Annotated in this window: 15 protein-coding genes and 1 riboswitch; of the genes, 6 read left to right on the forward strand and 9 right to left on the reverse strand. The window is 64.0% G+C overall.

Translation table 11 applies throughout. The annotated features are described in order from the left end of the window. Positions 1 to 12 precede the first annotated feature (12 nt). The 4 genes from thiS to AC1DU8_RS20575 form a co-directional block, all read right to left on the reverse strand. On the reverse strand, positions 13 to 237 hold the full coding sequence (thiS, locus tag AC1DU8_RS20560; protein ID WP_477689705.1) for a sulfur carrier protein ThiS: 225 nt from the start codon (positions 235 to 237) through the stop codon (positions 13 to 15). Next, positions 230 to 1,291, reverse strand: a complete 1,062-nt coding sequence (gene thiO, locus AC1DU8_RS20565; RefSeq protein WP_477689706.1) for a glycine oxidase ThiO — start codon at positions 1,289 to 1,291, stop codon at positions 230 to 232. Before thiO ends, thiS begins: the two co-directional genes overlap by 8 nt. 23 nt (positions 1,292 to 1,314) lie before the next feature. Then, positions 1,315 to 3,234, reverse strand: coding sequence for a phosphomethylpyrimidine synthase ThiC (thiC, locus tag AC1DU8_RS20570; protein ID WP_457281867.1), 1,920 nt, complete (start codon positions 3,232 to 3,234; stop codon positions 1,315 to 1,317). A 79-nt stretch (positions 3,235 to 3,313) separates the two neighbouring features. Beyond that, positions 3,314 to 3,437: riboswitch (TPP riboswitch) on the reverse strand. 87 nt (positions 3,438 to 3,524) lie between these two features. Then, positions 3,525 to 4,175, reverse strand: a complete 651-nt coding sequence (locus tag AC1DU8_RS20575; RefSeq protein WP_457306457.1) for a hypothetical protein — start codon at positions 4,173 to 4,175, stop codon at positions 3,525 to 3,527. A gap of 268 nt (positions 4,176 to 4,443) precedes the next feature. Here AC1DU8_RS20575 and AC1DU8_RS20580 point away from each other — a divergent pair, with 268 nt between their 5' ends. Then, positions 4,444 to 4,998 (forward strand): Spy/CpxP family protein refolding chaperone, encoded by a 555-nt coding sequence (locus AC1DU8_RS20580; RefSeq protein WP_457281869.1) that lies wholly within the window; start codon positions 4,444 to 4,446, stop codon positions 4,996 to 4,998. Between the two features lie 252 nt (positions 4,999 to 5,250). Then, entirely contained in the window at positions 5,251 to 6,321 is a 1,071-nt protein-coding gene (locus AC1DU8_RS20585; protein ID WP_477701564.1) for a flavodoxin family protein, read from the forward strand. 96 nt (positions 6,322 to 6,417) lie between these two features. On the opposite strand, the gene AC1DU8_RS20590 is transcribed toward AC1DU8_RS20585, so the two are convergent. Further along, the gene (locus AC1DU8_RS20590; protein ID WP_457281871.1) at positions 6,418 to 6,888 is read right to left on the reverse strand and encodes a hypothetical protein; all 471 of its coding nucleotides are present in this window, start codon (positions 6,886 to 6,888) and stop codon (positions 6,418 to 6,420) included. Between the two features lie 85 nt (positions 6,889 to 6,973). Beyond that, positions 6,974 to 7,276: a hypothetical protein gene (locus tag AC1DU8_RS20595; protein WP_457281872.1), complete on the reverse strand. Its 303-nt coding sequence runs from the start codon at positions 7,274 to 7,276 to the stop codon at positions 6,974 to 6,976. Positions 7,277 to 7,716: 440 nt separating this feature from the next. Here AC1DU8_RS20595 and AC1DU8_RS20600 point away from each other — a divergent pair, with 440 nt between their 5' ends. The 4 genes from AC1DU8_RS20600 (at position 7,717) to AC1DU8_RS20615 (ending at position 12,069) form a co-directional block, all read left to right on the forward strand. After that, positions 7,717 to 8,520: an endonuclease/exonuclease/phosphatase family protein gene (locus AC1DU8_RS20600; RefSeq protein ID WP_457282084.1), complete on the forward strand. Its 804-nt coding sequence runs from the start codon at positions 7,717 to 7,719 to the stop codon at positions 8,518 to 8,520. 2 nt (positions 8,521 to 8,522) lie between these two features. Next, positions 8,523 to 9,797, forward strand: coding sequence for a cardiolipin synthase ClsB (gene clsB, locus AC1DU8_RS20605; protein WP_457281873.1), 1,275 nt, complete (start codon positions 8,523 to 8,525; stop codon positions 9,795 to 9,797). Positions 9,798 to 9,804: 7 nt separating this feature from the next. Beyond that, positions 9,805 to 10,830 carry a lysylphosphatidylglycerol synthase domain-containing protein gene (locus tag AC1DU8_RS20610; RefSeq protein WP_477667027.1) on the forward strand — a complete coding sequence of 342 codons (1,026 nt, stop codon included), beginning with the start codon at positions 9,805 to 9,807 and terminating at the stop codon, positions 10,828 to 10,830. Positions 10,831 to 11,130: 300 nt separating this feature from the next. Beyond that, on the forward strand, positions 11,131 to 12,069 hold the full coding sequence (locus AC1DU8_RS20615) for a TIGR03915 family putative DNA repair protein (RefSeq protein ID WP_477667028.1): 939 nt from the start codon (positions 11,131 to 11,133) through the stop codon (positions 12,067 to 12,069). A gap of 103 nt (positions 12,070 to 12,172) precedes the next feature. Here AC1DU8_RS20615 and AC1DU8_RS20620 read toward each other — a convergent pair whose 3' ends face one another. The 3 genes from AC1DU8_RS20620 to AC1DU8_RS20630 all read right to left on the reverse strand — a co-directional run bounded on the left by AC1DU8_RS20620 (position 12,173) and on the right by AC1DU8_RS20630 (position 15,013). After that, positions 12,173 to 12,532: a hypothetical protein gene (locus tag AC1DU8_RS20620; protein ID WP_477667029.1), complete on the reverse strand. Its 360-nt coding sequence runs from the start codon at positions 12,530 to 12,532 to the stop codon at positions 12,173 to 12,175. A gap of 141 nt (positions 12,533 to 12,673) precedes the next feature. Continuing rightward, the gene (locus AC1DU8_RS20625; RefSeq protein ID WP_477667030.1) at positions 12,674 to 13,096 is read right to left on the reverse strand and encodes a PPC domain-containing DNA-binding protein; all 423 of its coding nucleotides are present in this window, start codon (positions 13,094 to 13,096) and stop codon (positions 12,674 to 12,676) included. A gap of 756 nt (positions 13,097 to 13,852) precedes the next feature. Beyond that, positions 13,853 to 15,013 (reverse strand): metallophosphoesterase, encoded by a 1,161-nt coding sequence (locus tag AC1DU8_RS20630; protein WP_457281877.1) that lies wholly within the window; start codon positions 15,011 to 15,013, stop codon positions 13,853 to 13,855. Between the last annotated feature and the right edge of the window lie 2 nt (positions 15,014 to 15,015).

A 15,015-nucleotide genomic window follows, 5' to 3' on the forward strand; every position in this document is an offset into this window, starting at 1 on the left:
GGTGTGTCATGTCTATCCCCCTGTAATCGGGGTCACCACATCGATGCGATCACCATCCTGTAGCGCGCGCTCCGGCCACTGCGGCCGCGGCACAAACCCATTGTTGATGGCGCAGGCAAAGGCGCTCTTGAAGTCGTAGCCCCGCGCCTGCAGCAATGCCTGCAGTGTCGGCGCATCGGTTTCCATGCGTTCACCGTTCAACGATATTTCCAATGTTGTCGTCGTCATGTCATTCATTCTCCGTACTCAGGAGTTTATGGACAAGCCCATCCACCAGCGCGGGCGCGCACAGATACCCATGACGGTACAGGCCATTGATGTGCCAGACACCGTTGCGCAGCGCAATCGCCGGCCGGTGGTCGTCCAGCGCAGGCCGCAGTGCAGCCGCCAGGCGCAGCACCCTGGCCTCGCCAAAAGCCGGGTGCAGGCTGTGCAGCGCGCTGGCGAGCTCGAGTGTGGAGCGCAAGGTCACCGGCCCGCTGTCTTCCGATTCCAGCTCGGTCGCGCCCACCACAAAACGGTGGCCGGGCCGCGGCGCCACATACAGCTGGTAGCGCGGATGCATCAGGCGCACCGGGCGCTGCAACGTCACGCCGGCGCATTCCACCGTCAGCACCTCGCCGCGCACGCCGCGCAGCTGCGGCCAGCCTTCCTTCGCACCCACACCGCGTGCGTCCACCGCAACATCCACGCCATGGGTTTGTCCGGCGCAGACAATGCGGCCCTCTTCCACAGCGTTGACTGCCTGGCCTTCGAGCCAGGTGCCGCCCAGCCTGTCGATCTCCACCGCCAGCGCGGCCATCCACTGGTCATTGGCCAGCTGGCCTTCGCCTTCCAGCAGCAAGCCGCCGCCAAAGCGCCCGGCAAGCGCGGGCTCGGCCCGGCCCAGCGCAGCGGCATCAAGCGCCTGCACCTGCGCACGTGACGCATCAGGCAGCTTGTGCATCAGCAGGCGGGTGAAATGTTCCAGCGAACTCTGGTCGGGTGCATGGGCCACCACCAGCGTACCTTCGCGCCGGAAATACACCGGCAAGCCTGCAACCTCCAGCTCGGCAATCCATTGCGGCCATAGCTGCATCGAGCGCTGGCCCAGGGCAAACACGGCCTCGTCAGCCACCGCCAGCTCCGCCAGCGGCGAGAGCATCGCCGCCGCCGTCATCGAGGCCGTGGCCAGATCGTCACGCGCCCGCGCATCGAACAGGCTGACGCGGCAGCCGGCGCGCAGCAGGCGCCAGGCCAGCGTGCGTCCGGCCAGGCCTGCGCCCGCGATGCCGATGTGCAAAGTGCTCATGTCAGGGACGGCTCCGAAACAACTCAGGAATAAATCTCGCTCCCGCCTTCGCGGAACTCCTTGGCCTTTTCCTCAAAGCCGGTGGCGATCTGCTTGATGGGAATTGTCGTGGTGGCCGACGCCAGCGTGGTGGTGGCCGGGTTGAGCCGCGCAAACTCGCGCACCTCCTGCGAGATTTTCATCGAACAGAACTTCGGCCCGCACATCGAGCAGAAATGCGCCACCTTGGCGTTCTCTTTGGGCAGCGTTTCGTCGTGATACGCCATCGCCGTGTCAGGGTCGATCGCCAGGCGGAACTGGTCTTCCCAGCGGAACTCAAAGCGTGCTTTCGACACCGCGTTGTCCCACATCTGCGCGCCAGGGTAGCCCTTGGCCAGGTCGCCCGCATGCGCGGCGATCTTGTAGGCGATCAGGCCCTGCTTCACATCGTCGCGGTTGGGCAGGCCCAAATGCTCTTTCGGCGTCACGTAGCAGAGCATGGCCGTGCCGTACCAGCCGATGTTGGCCGCGCCCATGGCCGAAGAGATGTGGTCATAGCCCGGCGAGATGTCGGTGATCAGCGGGCCCAGCGTATAGAAAGGCGCTTCAAAGCAGGCTTCGAGCTGCTTGTCGACGTTTTCCTTCACCAGCTGCAGCGGTACATGGCCGGGGCCTTCGATCATCACCTGCACATCATGCTTCCAGGCGATCTGCGTGAGCTCGCCCAGCGTGTGCAGCTCGGCAAACTGCGCTTCGTCGTTCGCATCGGCAATCGAGCCGGGGCGCAGGCCGTCGCCCAGCGAGAAGCACACGTCATACGCCTTCATGATCTCGCAGATCTCGTCGAAGCGCTCGTACAAGAAGCTTTCCTTGTGGTGCGACAGGCACCACTTGGCCATGATGGAGCCGCCGCGCGAGACGATGCCCGTCAGGCGGTTGGCCGTGAGCGGCACATAGGCCAGGCGCACACCGGCGTGGATGGTGAAGTAGTCAACGCCCTGCTCCGCCTGCTCGATCAGCGTGTCGCGGAAGATTTCCCAGGTCAGGTCTTCGGCCTTGCCGTTGACTTTTTCCAGCGCCTGGTAAATCGGCACCGTGCCGATGGGTACCGGCGAGTTGCGCAAGATCCATTCGCGTGTTTCATGGATGTTCTCGCCCGTCGAGAGATCCATCACGGTGTCTGCGCCCCATCGGATCGACCAGACCAGCTTGTCGACTTCTTCTTCGATGCTCGAGGTGACCGCCGAGTTGCCGATGTTGGCATTCACCTTGATCAGGAAGTTGCGGCCGATGATCATCGGCTCGCTCTCAGGGTGGTTGATGTTGTTCGGAATGACGGCGCGGCCGCGCGCCACTTCGTCGCGCACAAACTCGGCCGTGATCTGCTCCGGAATCGCGGCGTTGAAGGAGTGCCCTTTTTTCGGCATGCGTTCAGTGGCCAGGCGCTCAGCCAGCTGCGCGCGCACCAGGTTTTCGCGCACCGCGATGTATTCCATCTCGGGGGTGATGATGCCTTTGCGCGCGTAATGCATCTGCGACACATTGGCGCCGGCCTTGGCGCGTCGCGGCACGGGCGCATGCGCCATGCGTAGCGCGGCCAGGGCCGGATCGTTCAGGCGCTCACGGCCGTAGGCGCTGCTGATGCCGGGCAGGGCTTCGGTGTCCTGGCGCTCGTTGATCCAGGCGCCGCGCAGCGGCGGCAGGCCGCGCGTAATGTCGATGGGCGAGGCCGGGTCGGTGTAGACACCCGAAGCGTCATACAAACGCAGCGGCGGGTTGGCCTCGCGGCGCGGCTCGCCGGCGCCTTCGTGCACCAGCGTGTCGGTCAGCGTGACTTCACGGAACGGAACGCGAATGTCGGGGCGCGAGCCTTCAATATAGATTTTTGCGGAGCCCGGAAAAGGCGCGCGCGTGATGCGACTGGTGAGGTCTTGGGTGTCAACGGTGAGTCGGGTTTTGGCCATGTGGTTCTCCAGAAGGTGGGGTGCCTGCTGGGGAGCCGGGGGTCCATCGGTGGCATGTGGGATGCCGCTGCGGAGTTCCGGAGCCAATTGCGTTGTTCCCTACGCGGGGATAATCCCGATCAGGTTCAGCGGGTCTCGCATACTGCGATCTCAGCCTCGAAAGCCTCCTCACGGAAACATCCTTGGCACCCCGACAAGCTGAGGCCATTGTAGGCAGGCCGGACGGTAATGGCAATTGACCGTGGTCAATAGCACCTTAACCGGCGAGGGAGACAAAAACCAGGGGCCAGTTACCCAAAGCGGCTCGCCTGCCCAACCAGTTTTTTGGCCAATTCGTCCATCAGGCCCGGCGTAACCTGTGCCGCGGGGTAGGTCGTGTTTTCCACACCAAAGCCGCCCACATTGCTGATCCGGAAGGCAATTTCGCCGCGGTCGTGGTCCGGCGTGACCGTGATAAAACCCCGTGTCTGCGTTTCATACTCGAACACATAGGCCAACAGTTTGTTGGTTTCCGGATGACGCTGCTCCTTGCGCTCATGCGGTACCTTGCCGACAGACAGGCGGCTCGTCACCCGTTCAAGATCCGGCGGGAAGTTCACTGTCACGCTATGGACGGCCACACTTCCCTTGGCCGGAAGCAGATCCCATCCCATCCCGATGTAGTCAATCGCTTCTGCGTTTCTCAGCATCTTGGTACGGGCGTCGCACCGAAGGTTTGCCAGCGCAAGCGGCGGGAACGGCTGTTTCCCATTCAGGCTGTAGTCGCCGGGCGCCGGCGGTCTGATCACATTGAGCTGCGCGCACAGTTCCTGCAGGTATTTGCGCGCCATCTTGCATGCGAATTCGCAGTTTTGCGTGTTGGTGCTCAGGTCTTGCTGCACACCGAGTTGCCGGCTTTGCAGTTCCGTGGCGTGCTTCTTCAGTTCAGACAAAAAACTCATTTGGTCGGCGGACGGGTAAGACGTTGAGGCACACAGCATACCCGCAAGCCCTGGGCGTGAGGCACGGCCGTCCGCAAAACGGCCTCCGGCAATATTTACGTCCTTGCCCCGTGGCCACCACCAGGCTTTCACCAAACTTTACATACCGTCATCGCCCGGCAACGCCAGGGAAACAGACGGCCCGCACACTTGCTTTCAACCTGAAGCCAAAAGCCGTATGTCACGACTCAATGGAACTCAGGCATCTTCTCCTGAAAGGAAGTTCCCCATGAAATTCGCATTCAACCGCCCTGCTTCCCTCAACAGCCTCGTACTGGCCGGCCTGCTGGCAACCGTTGGCGCCGGTGCCATGGCACAAACGCCTCCTGCACCACCCGCCGGATCGCCGCCCGCCGCAGGCAAGCCTGCCGGCCCCCACGAAGGCCGCATGGGCCGCCACGACCCCGCCAAGATGCAGGCCATGATCGCCAAGCACCAGGCCGAACTGAAGGCCAAGCTCAAGCTCACGCCTGCCCAGGAAGGCGCATGGACCAGCTACACCGCCTCCATGCAGCCGCCCGCACACGGAGCACGCCCCACGCCGGAGCAACGCGCCGAGTTCGACAAGCTGACCACGCCCCAGCGCATCGACAAGATGAAGGAAATGCGCACCCAGCGCATGGCCGAAATGAACGCGGCGATGGACAAGCGCGGTGAAGCCACCAAGACCTTCTACGCGGGGCTCACACCCGAGCAGCAAAAAACCTTTGATGCCGAGCACAAAAAGCATGGCATGCGCCATGGCGGTCCTCGCGGCCACGGCCCGGCCCCACAAAAAGGTTGAGCCATAACTGCGACACGCTGAACTGAAGCGGTGTCAGGCCCGCACGGCAGCCCCAACGGCTGCGTGCGGGCTTTTTTGTGGCCAGTTCACATTTCTCATTAGCTATTATTTTGATAGCTGTCTGCGCTGCTTACATAAGGATTACAGGCCATTTTTACCAAAAACCGCAGCTCGCCAGACGGCGCCGAAAGCCCGCGTAGGACGGCATCGAAACCCCCGGTTCAAGCCCTGCAGGGTCACTAGACTCGGCAGATGACCACGGTACGCAAAGGCCAGGCACCGGCCGTCCTTTCACGCGACGCGTTCCACGAACGCTTCATGCAATCTTTTGTCGACCCGGCATTCCGGCAGGAAGACGAAGCCCTGGCCCGGCTTGAAAGCGTGGCCTGGGATGCCTACCAGGAGGGCCGCAAGGCGCCCCACACGCGCAAGGCCGGGGAAGAATTTTCCGACCCCGACTACGACCTGTCCGTCGAATGGCTGGAAACCCGCGAACGCCTGGCCAAAGCGCAGGCGGCCTGGAAAGACCCGGCCACGCCTTCCCGCGTGCTGCTGGTGTGCGGCTCCGCCCGCAACGACGGCACCTGCCCCGGCGAAATCTCCAAGACCTGGCGCCTGCTCAACAGCGCGAAGACCACGCTCCAAGAGGCAGGCATGAATCCCGATGTGCTGGACCTCAGCCTGCTCACCTCCAGCTACCGCCTCAACATCCACCCCTGCAAAGGCTGCGTGTCGACCGCCATGCCGCTGTGCCACTGGCCTTGCAGCTGCTACCCCAACCATGCATTGGGGCAAACCAGCGACTGGATGGCCGAGATCTACGAACGCTGGACGGCTGCGCATGCCGTCATCATCCTCACGCCCGTGTACTGGTACCAGTCACCCAGCCCGCTCAAACTCATGATCGACCGCCTGGTGTGTGCCGACGGCGGCAACCCCGACCCCACCACCACCCACGGCAAAAAGCCGGAGGAAGCCAAGGCGCTGGAGATGAAAGGCTGGGACTATCCCAAGCACCTGGCCGGCCGCGCGTACGGTGTCGTGGTGCATGGCGACGTGGCCGGGATCGAGGGCGCGCGCCGAAGCCTGTGCGACTGGCTGGACTGGATGGGCCTGATCGACGCCGGCAGCCAGGCCCGCCTGGACCGCTACATCGGCTACTACGAACCCTATGCCACCAGCCACGACACGCTGGACGCAGACAAAGCCCTGATGGAAGAAGTCCGCAACGTGGCCAGGGCGGTTGCCACCGCTGTCACCGAACTCCGGGCCGGGAAGCTACCCCAGCCCGGCAAGGGCTTGCAGCAGCCCCGGCCCAAATAACGCAGGCGCGAAAAAAGCCGGGCAGGTAGAACCCCGTGCCCGGCTTTGTGGCGGTGCAACTACCTTGCGGCGATTACACCCGCACCTTGCCTGCCCTTACTTCGAAGTGCCGCCGACGGCCGCATCACCCTGAACACTGCCCTGGACACGGGCACTGCCCGCAGCGCTATCCAGCTTGTTGTAGGTGCGCTTGGCGCCGCTCTTCACGGCGTTGCCGGTGCGGGCTACAGCCCGGCCGGTGCTGCGGGCAGTGTTGTCCACCGCGGCCGCGGCCCTGCTGCCTGCGGAGGTGTCCCCCTGGGCTGAGCCGGAGACATTGGCGCCGGCACCGAGCCTGCCGCTGGAAGATCCCGAGGAGGGTCCGCTGGAGTCCGAGGTAGCGCCTGCCGCGGCATTCGCGCGAACACCGGCGTCGATATTGGTGTTCTGGCCGGCCGAGACGCCGACCCCTACACCGGTGCCGACACCCACACCGAGGCCCTGTGCAAAGGCGCCGGCAGAGCCGAACAACGTGACTGCGGTCAACGCAGCGGCCGCAGGAATGGAACGCATAAAGTACTTGGACATATCAAACTCCTTCAAAAAGGGTGATGGCAACGCGTCAGCGCACCTTCAACCTGAAACTGTCATGGCGCCAAGGCAGCGCCTGGCCTTACTTGCTGGTACCGCCCGAATCCGTGGGGGCAGCGCCTGCAGTGGCGGCTTTACTCTTGCGTGCAGCGCGTTTGGCGGCCTTGACCTGCTTCTTGTCGGATTTCGCTGCCTGTTTTTCGGACTTGGCGGCGTCACGCTGCTCAGGCGTCTTGGCCGTTGCACCGGTGGAGACCGAACCCGAGCTGTCGCCTGGTTTGCCCGCAGGATCGGTCTGCGCGTGTGCAGCTGCGCCAAACATCAGTGCGGCCGTCATGGCAGCTGCAAGGGAAAGGGTCTTCATGGAAGAGGGGGTTTTGAACATGGGAGTAGTTCCTTGGGTTGTGCTCGTAGGCTGGGTTGAAAAAACACGCCTGCCACTTCATCGGGGCTAACGTTGAATTCAATCTAGCGGGCCGGGCCCGCCGGCCTTATCGGAGAGGCCCTCCGCGCCATGTAGGACACTGCGCCCGCGGGCTGTGGCCAAAGGCACGTCCCAGGCGCTTGCGTACGCCGCGCCCTGCCGCAAATAAGTTACTGTCCTACAGTCACTCCCCGGGCGCAGAATAACAATGGGTGCCAAGGCCTGTCCTGCGCCCTTTCCGCCTGCCTGTCTGGGCCTACTCGCTTATCTTTCCTATGCCGACTTCCACACCCGAATCCCCTTCGCCATCGCCATCGCCTTCTTCAGCTTCGCGCCGCGGGCCGGATGCCCTGTCTGTCGCCGTGCCCACCCGCTCTCCTGAAGCCGCCACGCTGATCGACATGGAGGCCGTCGAGGCCGACACGCAGACTGCACTTGCAGCGGTCAGCCCCGAATCTTCGTTCTCGTTCAAGGTACTCACGGTCAACATCCACAAGGGCTTTACCTTTTTCAACCGCAAATTCATCCTGCCCGAGCTGCGCGAAGCCGTTCGCGGCGTCGGGGCGGACGTGGTGTTCCTGCAGGAAGTGACGGGCAACCACGTCAAGCACCAGGACAAGTTCGACAACTACCCGGAAACGCCGCACTACGAATTCCTGGCCGACACCATCTGGCCGCAGTTCGCCTACGGCCGCAACGCGGTCTACACCAACGGGCACCACGGCAATGCCGTGCTGTCCAAGTTCCCCATCGTGCGTTTTGAAAACCTCGACGTGTCCATCAGCGGGCCCGAGCGCCGCGGGCTGCTGCATTGCGAACTGCAGATACCCGGCCGCAGCGTGAACGTGCACGCCGTCTGCGTGCACCTGGGCCTCATGGAAGCGCACCGCGAGCAGCAAATGGACATGCTGTGCGAACTGGTGCGCAACAACATTCCGCCGCACGCGCCCGTCGTGGTGGCCGGGGACTTCAACGACTGGCGGCACCGCGCCCATGCCCGGCTGGAAAAAGGCGCCGAGCTGCATGAGGTGTTTGTGCAGGCCAACGGCAAGGCGGCGCGCACCTTTCCCGCACGCCTGCCCCTGCTGCGGCTGGACCGCATCTATGTGCGCAACGCCATCGGCCACGCACCGGTGGTGCTGCCTCTGCGGCCCTGGTCACACCTGTCAGATCACGCGCCCCTTGCGGCAGAAATCGAGCTCTGAACATGAGTCGTTGGGTAAGCGGCAACCAGTTCCAGCTGCTTGAAAACGGCGAGGAGTTTTTCCCGCGCGTCTTTGAGTGCATTGCCGCGGCCAAACGCGAGGTGGTGGTGGAAACCTTCATCCTGTTTGAAGACAAGGTCGGTGAAGAGCTGCACGCGGCCCTGCACCAGGCGGCGCGGCGCGGCGTGCAGATCGACCTGACGATCGACGGCTACGGCTCGCCGGACCTGTCACCTGAATTCATTTCCACCCTGACGCGGGCCGGCGTGCGCGTGCATGTGTTTGACCCGGGGCCCAGGCTGTGGGGCTGGCGCACCAACCTGTTTCGCCGTATGCACCGCAAGATTGTGGTCGTCGATGGCGAACGTGCTTTCGTCGGCGGCATCAACTATTCGGCGGACCACCTGGCCGACTTCGGCCCGCAGGCCAAGCAGGACTATGCCGTCGAGATTGAAGGCCCCCTTGTCGCCGACATCCACAGCTTTGTGCGCAGGGCCCTGGCGGCGGGGCAGCGCAATGCCGGCGCCGAGCCGCCCACGGGCTTGCGTGAACGTTTTTCCGAACGCGCCCGTTCCGTGGCCGGCACCTGGCGCAGGGACGACGTGCCCGCGCCGGCGGGCGACGCCGCGGCGCTTTTTGTCACGCGCGACAACCGCAAACACACCAACGACATCGAGCGCCACTACCGCGCCGCCATCCGCACGGCGCGCCAGCGTGTCGTGATCGCCAACGCGTATTTCTTTCCCGGTTACCGGCTGCTCAGGGAAATGCGCCACGCCGCGCGGCGCGGTGTGGACGTACACCTCATCCTGCAGGGCGAGCCCGACATGGCGATCGTCAAGACCGCCGCCAGCATGCTCTACCACCACCTGCTGGACGCGGGTGTGCGCATTTACGAATACTGCGACCGCCCCTTGCACGGCAAGGTGGCCGTGATCGACGACGAATGGGCCACCGTGGGCTCCAGCAACCTGGACCCGCTGAGCCTGGCGCTCAACCTCGAGGCCAACGTCATGATCCGCGACCGCACCTTCAACAACGACCTGGGCACGCGGCTGGACCACCTGATGCAGCACAGCTGCAAAGAGATAGGCCGCCAGGACCTGGTGAAGCCCACGTGGTGGCGCACGCTGCGCAGCTACTTTGTCTTTCACCTGCTGCGCCGCTACCCCGCCTGGGCCGGCTGGCTGCCGGCGCACGCGCCACGCATCACGCCCGCCGAAGTGGCCACGCCCGATCAGCGCGAGCCCCAACAGCACCAGGCCAGACCCATTTGAGCGCGTGATGGCCGAAAGCCGCACCTTGCCCACGCCCCATCCTCCCCGCCCGCCCGGGCGGCACGGCAAGCCCCAGCCCGCCGTGCCGAAAAAAAAAGCCTGGTGGCCATGGCTCAGGCACGGCGCCACCGCCGCGTTCTTTCTGCTCATCGCCAGCCTGCTGTTCTCGCAGGCTCGCAAGATTGAATGGTCCCAGGTCCTCACCGCGCTGGAGGACTACCCCCTCACCGCCGCCTGGGGCGCCGTGCTTTTAGCCGTGGCCAGCTTCACGCTTTACAGCACCTTCGACCTGCTGGGCCGCCACTACACCCGCCACCCGTTGCGCGCCCCCACCGTGATGGCAGTGACCTTCGTCAGCTACGCCTTCAACCTCAACCTCGGCTCCCTCGTGGGCGGTGTGGCTTTTCGCTACCGCCTCTATTCACGCCTGGGCCTGGGCAACGGCGCCATCACCCGCATCATGTCGCTGAGCATGTTGACCAACTGGATGGGGTACCTGCTGCTCGCCGGCGCGGTGTTTGCCTTGCAGCCGCCCACCCTGCCCCTGGACTGGCCTGTCACCACCAACTCCCTGCGTCTGATCGGTGCGGTGCTGCTGGCGGTTGTTGCGGGTTATCTCGGCATTTGCGCGTTTTCCCGCCGGCGCATGCTGCGGCTGCGCGGCCATGAGGTGGTGTTGCCCTCCGTGCGGCTGGCCGGCCTGCAGCTGCTGATGGGCGCCGGCAACTGGCTCATCATGTCGGGCATTATTTTCATCCTGCTGCAGCACCGCATCGAGTTTTCCGCCGTCGTCAGCGTGCTGCTGCTGGCGGCCATTGCCGGCGTGATCACCCATGTGCCGGCCGGCCTCGGCGTGCTGGAGGCCGTGTTCGTCGCCCTGCTGTCGCACGAGATGCCGCAGTACGAACTGCTGGCCGCGCTGGTGGCTTACCGCGTGATCTATTACCTGGTGCCGCTGACCGCGGCCGTTGTGGCGTATCTCGCCATGGAAACCCACGCCAAAAAGCTGCGGCGGGCCCACAAAAAGCGCTGACGCCACCCCCGTCCAGGTCAAAAAGCGCACGCTGCAGCACGTTTGGCACCGTTGCCGCCAGCCAGACCCTTTTGGGCTGGGTTCAGGCTGATTTAGGCGACAAAGCCACAAAAGGCCCGGGATTTTTGCCTCACTTTCACACCTGAATCACCAAAACACTGTATATTAATACAGTGAATTCGGGCTTTCTGTCCTGGCAATGCGCCGCCCGCACCCAGGAAGACGGCTCTTTTGCCTACACCCGCCACGGTGGCCGCCGCCGCACCATGGGTGCTTGAACCGTGAAGAAAGGATGTGTCCATGGGCGTGATGAATGACCTGCTGACGAACGACCTCTTTCCACAAGCCATGCTGCCTGTCACGCTGCAGGGGCAGACGGACCTCGAGGGCTTTCGCCGTGCCGCACGCGGCCTGCTGGCACAGAACATCCTGCCTGGGCAAGTCATCTGGCATTGCAGCACCACGCCCGCTGAAGGCGTGCCGCCCACCGGCACGGCGCAGAGCCCCGCACTCAGCGACGCACCCACCGTCACTGTCCCACCCGAATTTCTCACCCTGTGCCAGGCCGTCATCCTGCACAACAACCCGCAGCGCTTCAGCCTGCTCTACCGCCTGCTGTGGCGTCTGGTGCATGAGCCCGAACTGCGGCACAACCAGCTCGACACCGACATGGCGCAGGCCCGGCAAATGGCCGAAGAAGTGCGCCACGACATGCAGAAAATGAAGGCCCAGCTGCGCTTTCACTCGGTGCAGGACGACACCTTCAAAACCCGCCCGCAAGGCGGCCCGCTGCACGTGGCCTGGTTCGAGCCGGAACACCACATCGTTGAAGCCGTGGCGCCGCTGTTTGCCCGCCGCTTTGCCCACATGCGCTGGGCCATCCTCACGCCCCAATGCAGCGTCGAGTCCGACTACCTGGGCCCGCAGGCTTCCGGCCACGGCCGGCACGCTGCGCCGGTGCTGCCCCCGGAAGAAACACGACCAGGCCACAAGCCGGCCGACGCCCCGGCTTCACTGCGCTTCGGCCCCGCCGCCGACAGGCAGACCGCCCCCTCACCCGACGCCAGCGAACAGCGCTGGCTCACGCAGTACGAACAGGTCTTTCACCCCGCGCGCCTGCGCCGCCGGATGATGCAGAAAGATTCGCCGCAGCGTTACTACCGGAAGAACCGCAGCTCGGCCGGCGCCCGCAAGGCGCGCACACCGAAGGCTGCCGCCGGTCAGCCACTATCAATTTAATAGCTGCTTGCGCTTGTCCCTGTTGGGCCAGGGCGTCATTTGGCATTCATCCCTGATGCCACGCCATACCGCTCACGGGCTATAAACAGGCAGCAAATCCGCCTCAGGGCTTGGCAAGAGGCGGCCGCGTTGGCGCAGCACCAGGCGCAGGTGTCGCATTCGGCGAGGGCGATACCGCGTCACGGCCGTCGTTGCCGGGCGGCGCCACCGGACGGATGGTCGAGTCACGCGGATCCGGCGGCGGGGGCGGCGCTTCGGGTTCAGACGCCCGGCGCGCCGGGTTGCGGTTCATCGGATTCCTCAAGGGAGCCGTCGGCACTGCGGTATCGGGTGCCGCGGCCGGCTGTGTGGTTTGCGATGTCTGGGCTACCGCCTGTGGTCCTGTGAAAAGCGTCAGGGCCATTGCCAACACAACGCCCGGCAGGGCGACGGAAGCGACGGAAAAGGGTGATTGTTTCAACATGAACATGCCTCCTTGATACTGGGTGCTGGTAGGTTGCGTGCGTGGTAATGCGCTAACACCACTCTACGCCTGTCCTCCACGCCCGCCATGGCCATGACGCCAGCACGGCTGTCAGGGCCGGCCTACAGACGCGGTCTACTTTCAAGACCAGGGCGTTGCCGGCTTCGCCACCAGTTCCTTGAACCCGGTACGCGCGTCATGCTCACGCGCAAACACCCAACCCTGCAACGACACCAGCACAATTTCAGCGGTCGTCCGCACCACACAACCCGGCATCACATGGCCGCCACACATCTCTCCCCGCGCATTGGCCACGCTGGCATGCAGGTGCGCACCGTCCGGGCTCAACGTGCCCGACAGCGTGATCAGTTCCAGCGGTTCCACCAGCACCGTCCCCTGCGGCTCGGCCGCATAGCGCAGCACGGCGCGAGACAGGCTTCCCACCGCAGAGATGACGCAAGCCGCGCGGGTGTTCTGCTCGGCCTGCAGCTGGGCGAATGCTGCATCCAGGGCTGTTCGCAGGTCGTCGCCTGGGTTCAGGCGGAGGGTTAGGGTTTGGGGCATGGGTGGAGGGTAGACGATGTTGCTGTTGTTGTTCAAGCTGTGTGCTCTTGCTGAGGGCTGCTGGCCGGGGGTTGCCCGGCAGCTACTCACTTTTCTTTTGGGTCGCCAAAAGAAAAGTAAGCAAAAGAAAAGGCGACCCTGCTGTCTGCGTCCCTACGCTTCGCTACGGGCAACCTGCGGTGCTCGGTTCAGGCGGGGTCTCGCTCGAACTCGCTACGTTGCACTTCGCTCAGACAATCGCGATCCCTGATCCGCCTGAACCTGTGCTCCTCGGCGCATACAGAAGGGCTAATCGGGAACGGGGACTGAAGACAAATACCAACTCCAATACCAACAAGGACACGCCATGGCGTGTCCTTGTTTCTTCAGGTGTTCGGGTTCTGGTATTCGGTTGTTGGCTGTTCGGTATTCCTCTCCCACCCCCCTTGTGGATGCGCCGAGGAGCGGAGGTCCAGACGGATCAGGGCAAAAACTTGTTTGAGCGAAGCGAGTTGTTTTTGACCCCGGCTGGACCGAGCACCGCAGGTTGCCCCGGAGCGAAGCGCAGGGGACGCAGGAACCAGGGTCGCCTTTTCTTTGCTTACTTTCTTTTGGCGAAGCAAAAGAAAGTGAGTTGCATGCCGGGCAACCCCCGGCCAGCAACACTCTGCAAAGAGCACGCCCACAAAACCAACAACAACCCCAAAAGAGGCCGCTATCAATTCAATAGCTGCTTGCGCTCGTTCCCATTACTCAGAACCACCAATCAACACAACCTTACCCCACCACCAACCTCAAAAAAGTAATCTCCGAAGGCGCCCCAAACCGTTTGGGCGGCCCCCAGTACCCCGTCCCGCGGCTCGTATAAACCCACAGGTTCTGCAGCTTGTGCAAGCCCGCCGTAAACGGCTGCTGAAACCGCACAAACAAATTCCACGGATAAAACTGCCCGCCATGCGTATGGCCCGACAGCTGCAGGTCAAAGCCGGCTTTGGCCGCCGCCGCCGCACTGCGCGGCTGGTGCGCCAGCAACACGCGCACGGCCTCCAGCGGCGCACCACGCAGAGCCGCCTCCGGGTCACTGCGATGGGTTGGGTCAAAATGCCCGCCGCTGTAGTCCGTCACACCCGCCAGCACCAGCGGCGTGGCGTCCTGGCCCGCAGCAAGAAGTGGCGGTCGAATCACCACATGCTGGTTCAGCAGCACCGTCAGGCCCAGCCGGCGCAGCTCGTCAATCCAGGCATGCGCGCCCGAGTAGTACTCATGGTTGCCCGTCACAAAATACGTGCCGTGGCGCGACTGCAGCTCCGCCAGCGGCGCCACGTGCGAGGCCAGCTCGCTCACCTTGCCGTCCACCAGGTCGCCGGTGATGGCTACCACATCGGCATCCAGCGCATTGACCTTGTCGACAATGCGGCGCAAATACGCCTGCTTGATGGTCGGCCCCACATGGATGTCGCTGATCTGCGCCACGGTAAACCCCTGCAGTGCGGCGGGCAGGCCCTTGATGGGCACATCCACCTTCACCACGGCGGCTGTGCGGCGCGCATTCAGAAAACCCAGCACGGTGATCAGCCCGCCCAGCAGCGGCACCGCCTCGGCCGACACCGTGCGCAGCCACGCCAGCGGCAGGTGGCCGGGCGCCACGGCATCGGCCAGCCACAGCACCAGCAGTGCCGCATCACGCGCCACCGTCAACACCAGCAGCGACGAAAACAGGCCCATGAAAAGCAGGCCCGCCCAGGTCAGCACATCGGCCAAAGGCTGTTTGGCTACACGGCCGGCCATCAGCCCCAGCGGCATGACAAAGGCCGACACCACAAGGACCGCGGCAAACAGCCATTGCCCCGCGGGATACGCCCCCAACCCGGGGAGAAGGCGTGCACCAATGTAAACATGGAGCAGCGCGGTTACAAGCGCCAGCGGCAGGAAGTTCATGA

It is taken from the genome of Polaromonas sp. P3_A5, assembly GCF_056403055.1.

What these genes read in the sequence shown, in the direction of transcription:
- thiS (WP_477689705.1), bottom strand. Translation starts at nt 237, where the DNA reads ATGAATGACATGACGACGACAACATTGGAAATATCGTTGAACGGTGAA.
- thiO (WP_477689706.1), bottom strand. Translation starts at nt 1,291, where the DNA reads ATGAGCACTTTGCACATCGGCATCGCGGGCGCAGGCCTGGCCGGACGC.
- thiC (WP_457281867.1), bottom strand. Translation starts at nt 3,234, where the DNA reads ATGGCCAAAACCCGACTCACCGTTGACACCCAAGACCTCACCAGTCGC.
- AC1DU8_RS20575 (WP_457306457.1), bottom strand. Translation starts at nt 4,175, where the DNA reads ATGAGTTTTTTGTCTGAACTGAAGAAGCACGCCACGGAACTGCAAAGC.
- AC1DU8_RS20580 (WP_457281869.1), top strand. Translation starts at nt 4,444, where the DNA reads ATGAAATTCGCATTCAACCGCCCTGCTTCCCTCAACAGCCTCGTACTG.
- AC1DU8_RS20585 (WP_477701564.1), top strand. Translation starts at nt 5,251, where the DNA reads ATGACCACGGTACGCAAAGGCCAGGCACCGGCCGTCCTTTCACGCGAC.
- AC1DU8_RS20590 (WP_457281871.1), bottom strand. Translation starts at nt 6,888, where the DNA reads ATGTCCAAGTACTTTATGCGTTCCATTCCTGCGGCCGCTGCGTTGACC.
- AC1DU8_RS20595 (WP_457281872.1), bottom strand. Translation starts at nt 7,276, where the DNA reads ATGTTCAAAACCCCCTCTTCCATGAAGACCCTTTCCCTTGCAGCTGCC.
- AC1DU8_RS20600 (WP_457282084.1), top strand. Translation starts at nt 7,717, where the DNA reads ATGGAGGCCGTCGAGGCCGACACGCAGACTGCACTTGCAGCGGTCAGC.
- clsB (WP_457281873.1), top strand. Translation starts at nt 8,523, where the DNA reads ATGAGTCGTTGGGTAAGCGGCAACCAGTTCCAGCTGCTTGAAAACGGC.
- AC1DU8_RS20610 (WP_477667027.1), top strand. Translation starts at nt 9,805, where the DNA reads ATGGCCGAAAGCCGCACCTTGCCCACGCCCCATCCTCCCCGCCCGCCC.
- AC1DU8_RS20615 (WP_477667028.1), top strand. Translation starts at nt 11,131, where the DNA reads ATGGGCGTGATGAATGACCTGCTGACGAACGACCTCTTTCCACAAGCC.
- AC1DU8_RS20620 (WP_477667029.1), bottom strand. Translation starts at nt 12,532, where the DNA reads ATGTTGAAACAATCACCCTTTTCCGTCGCTTCCGTCGCCCTGCCGGGC.
- AC1DU8_RS20625 (WP_477667030.1), bottom strand. Translation starts at nt 13,096, where the DNA reads ATGCCCCAAACCCTAACCCTCCGCCTGAACCCAGGCGACGACCTGCGA.
- AC1DU8_RS20630 (WP_457281877.1), bottom strand. Translation starts at nt 15,013, where the DNA reads ATGAACTTCCTGCCGCTGGCGCTTGTAACCGCGCTGCTCCATGTTTAC.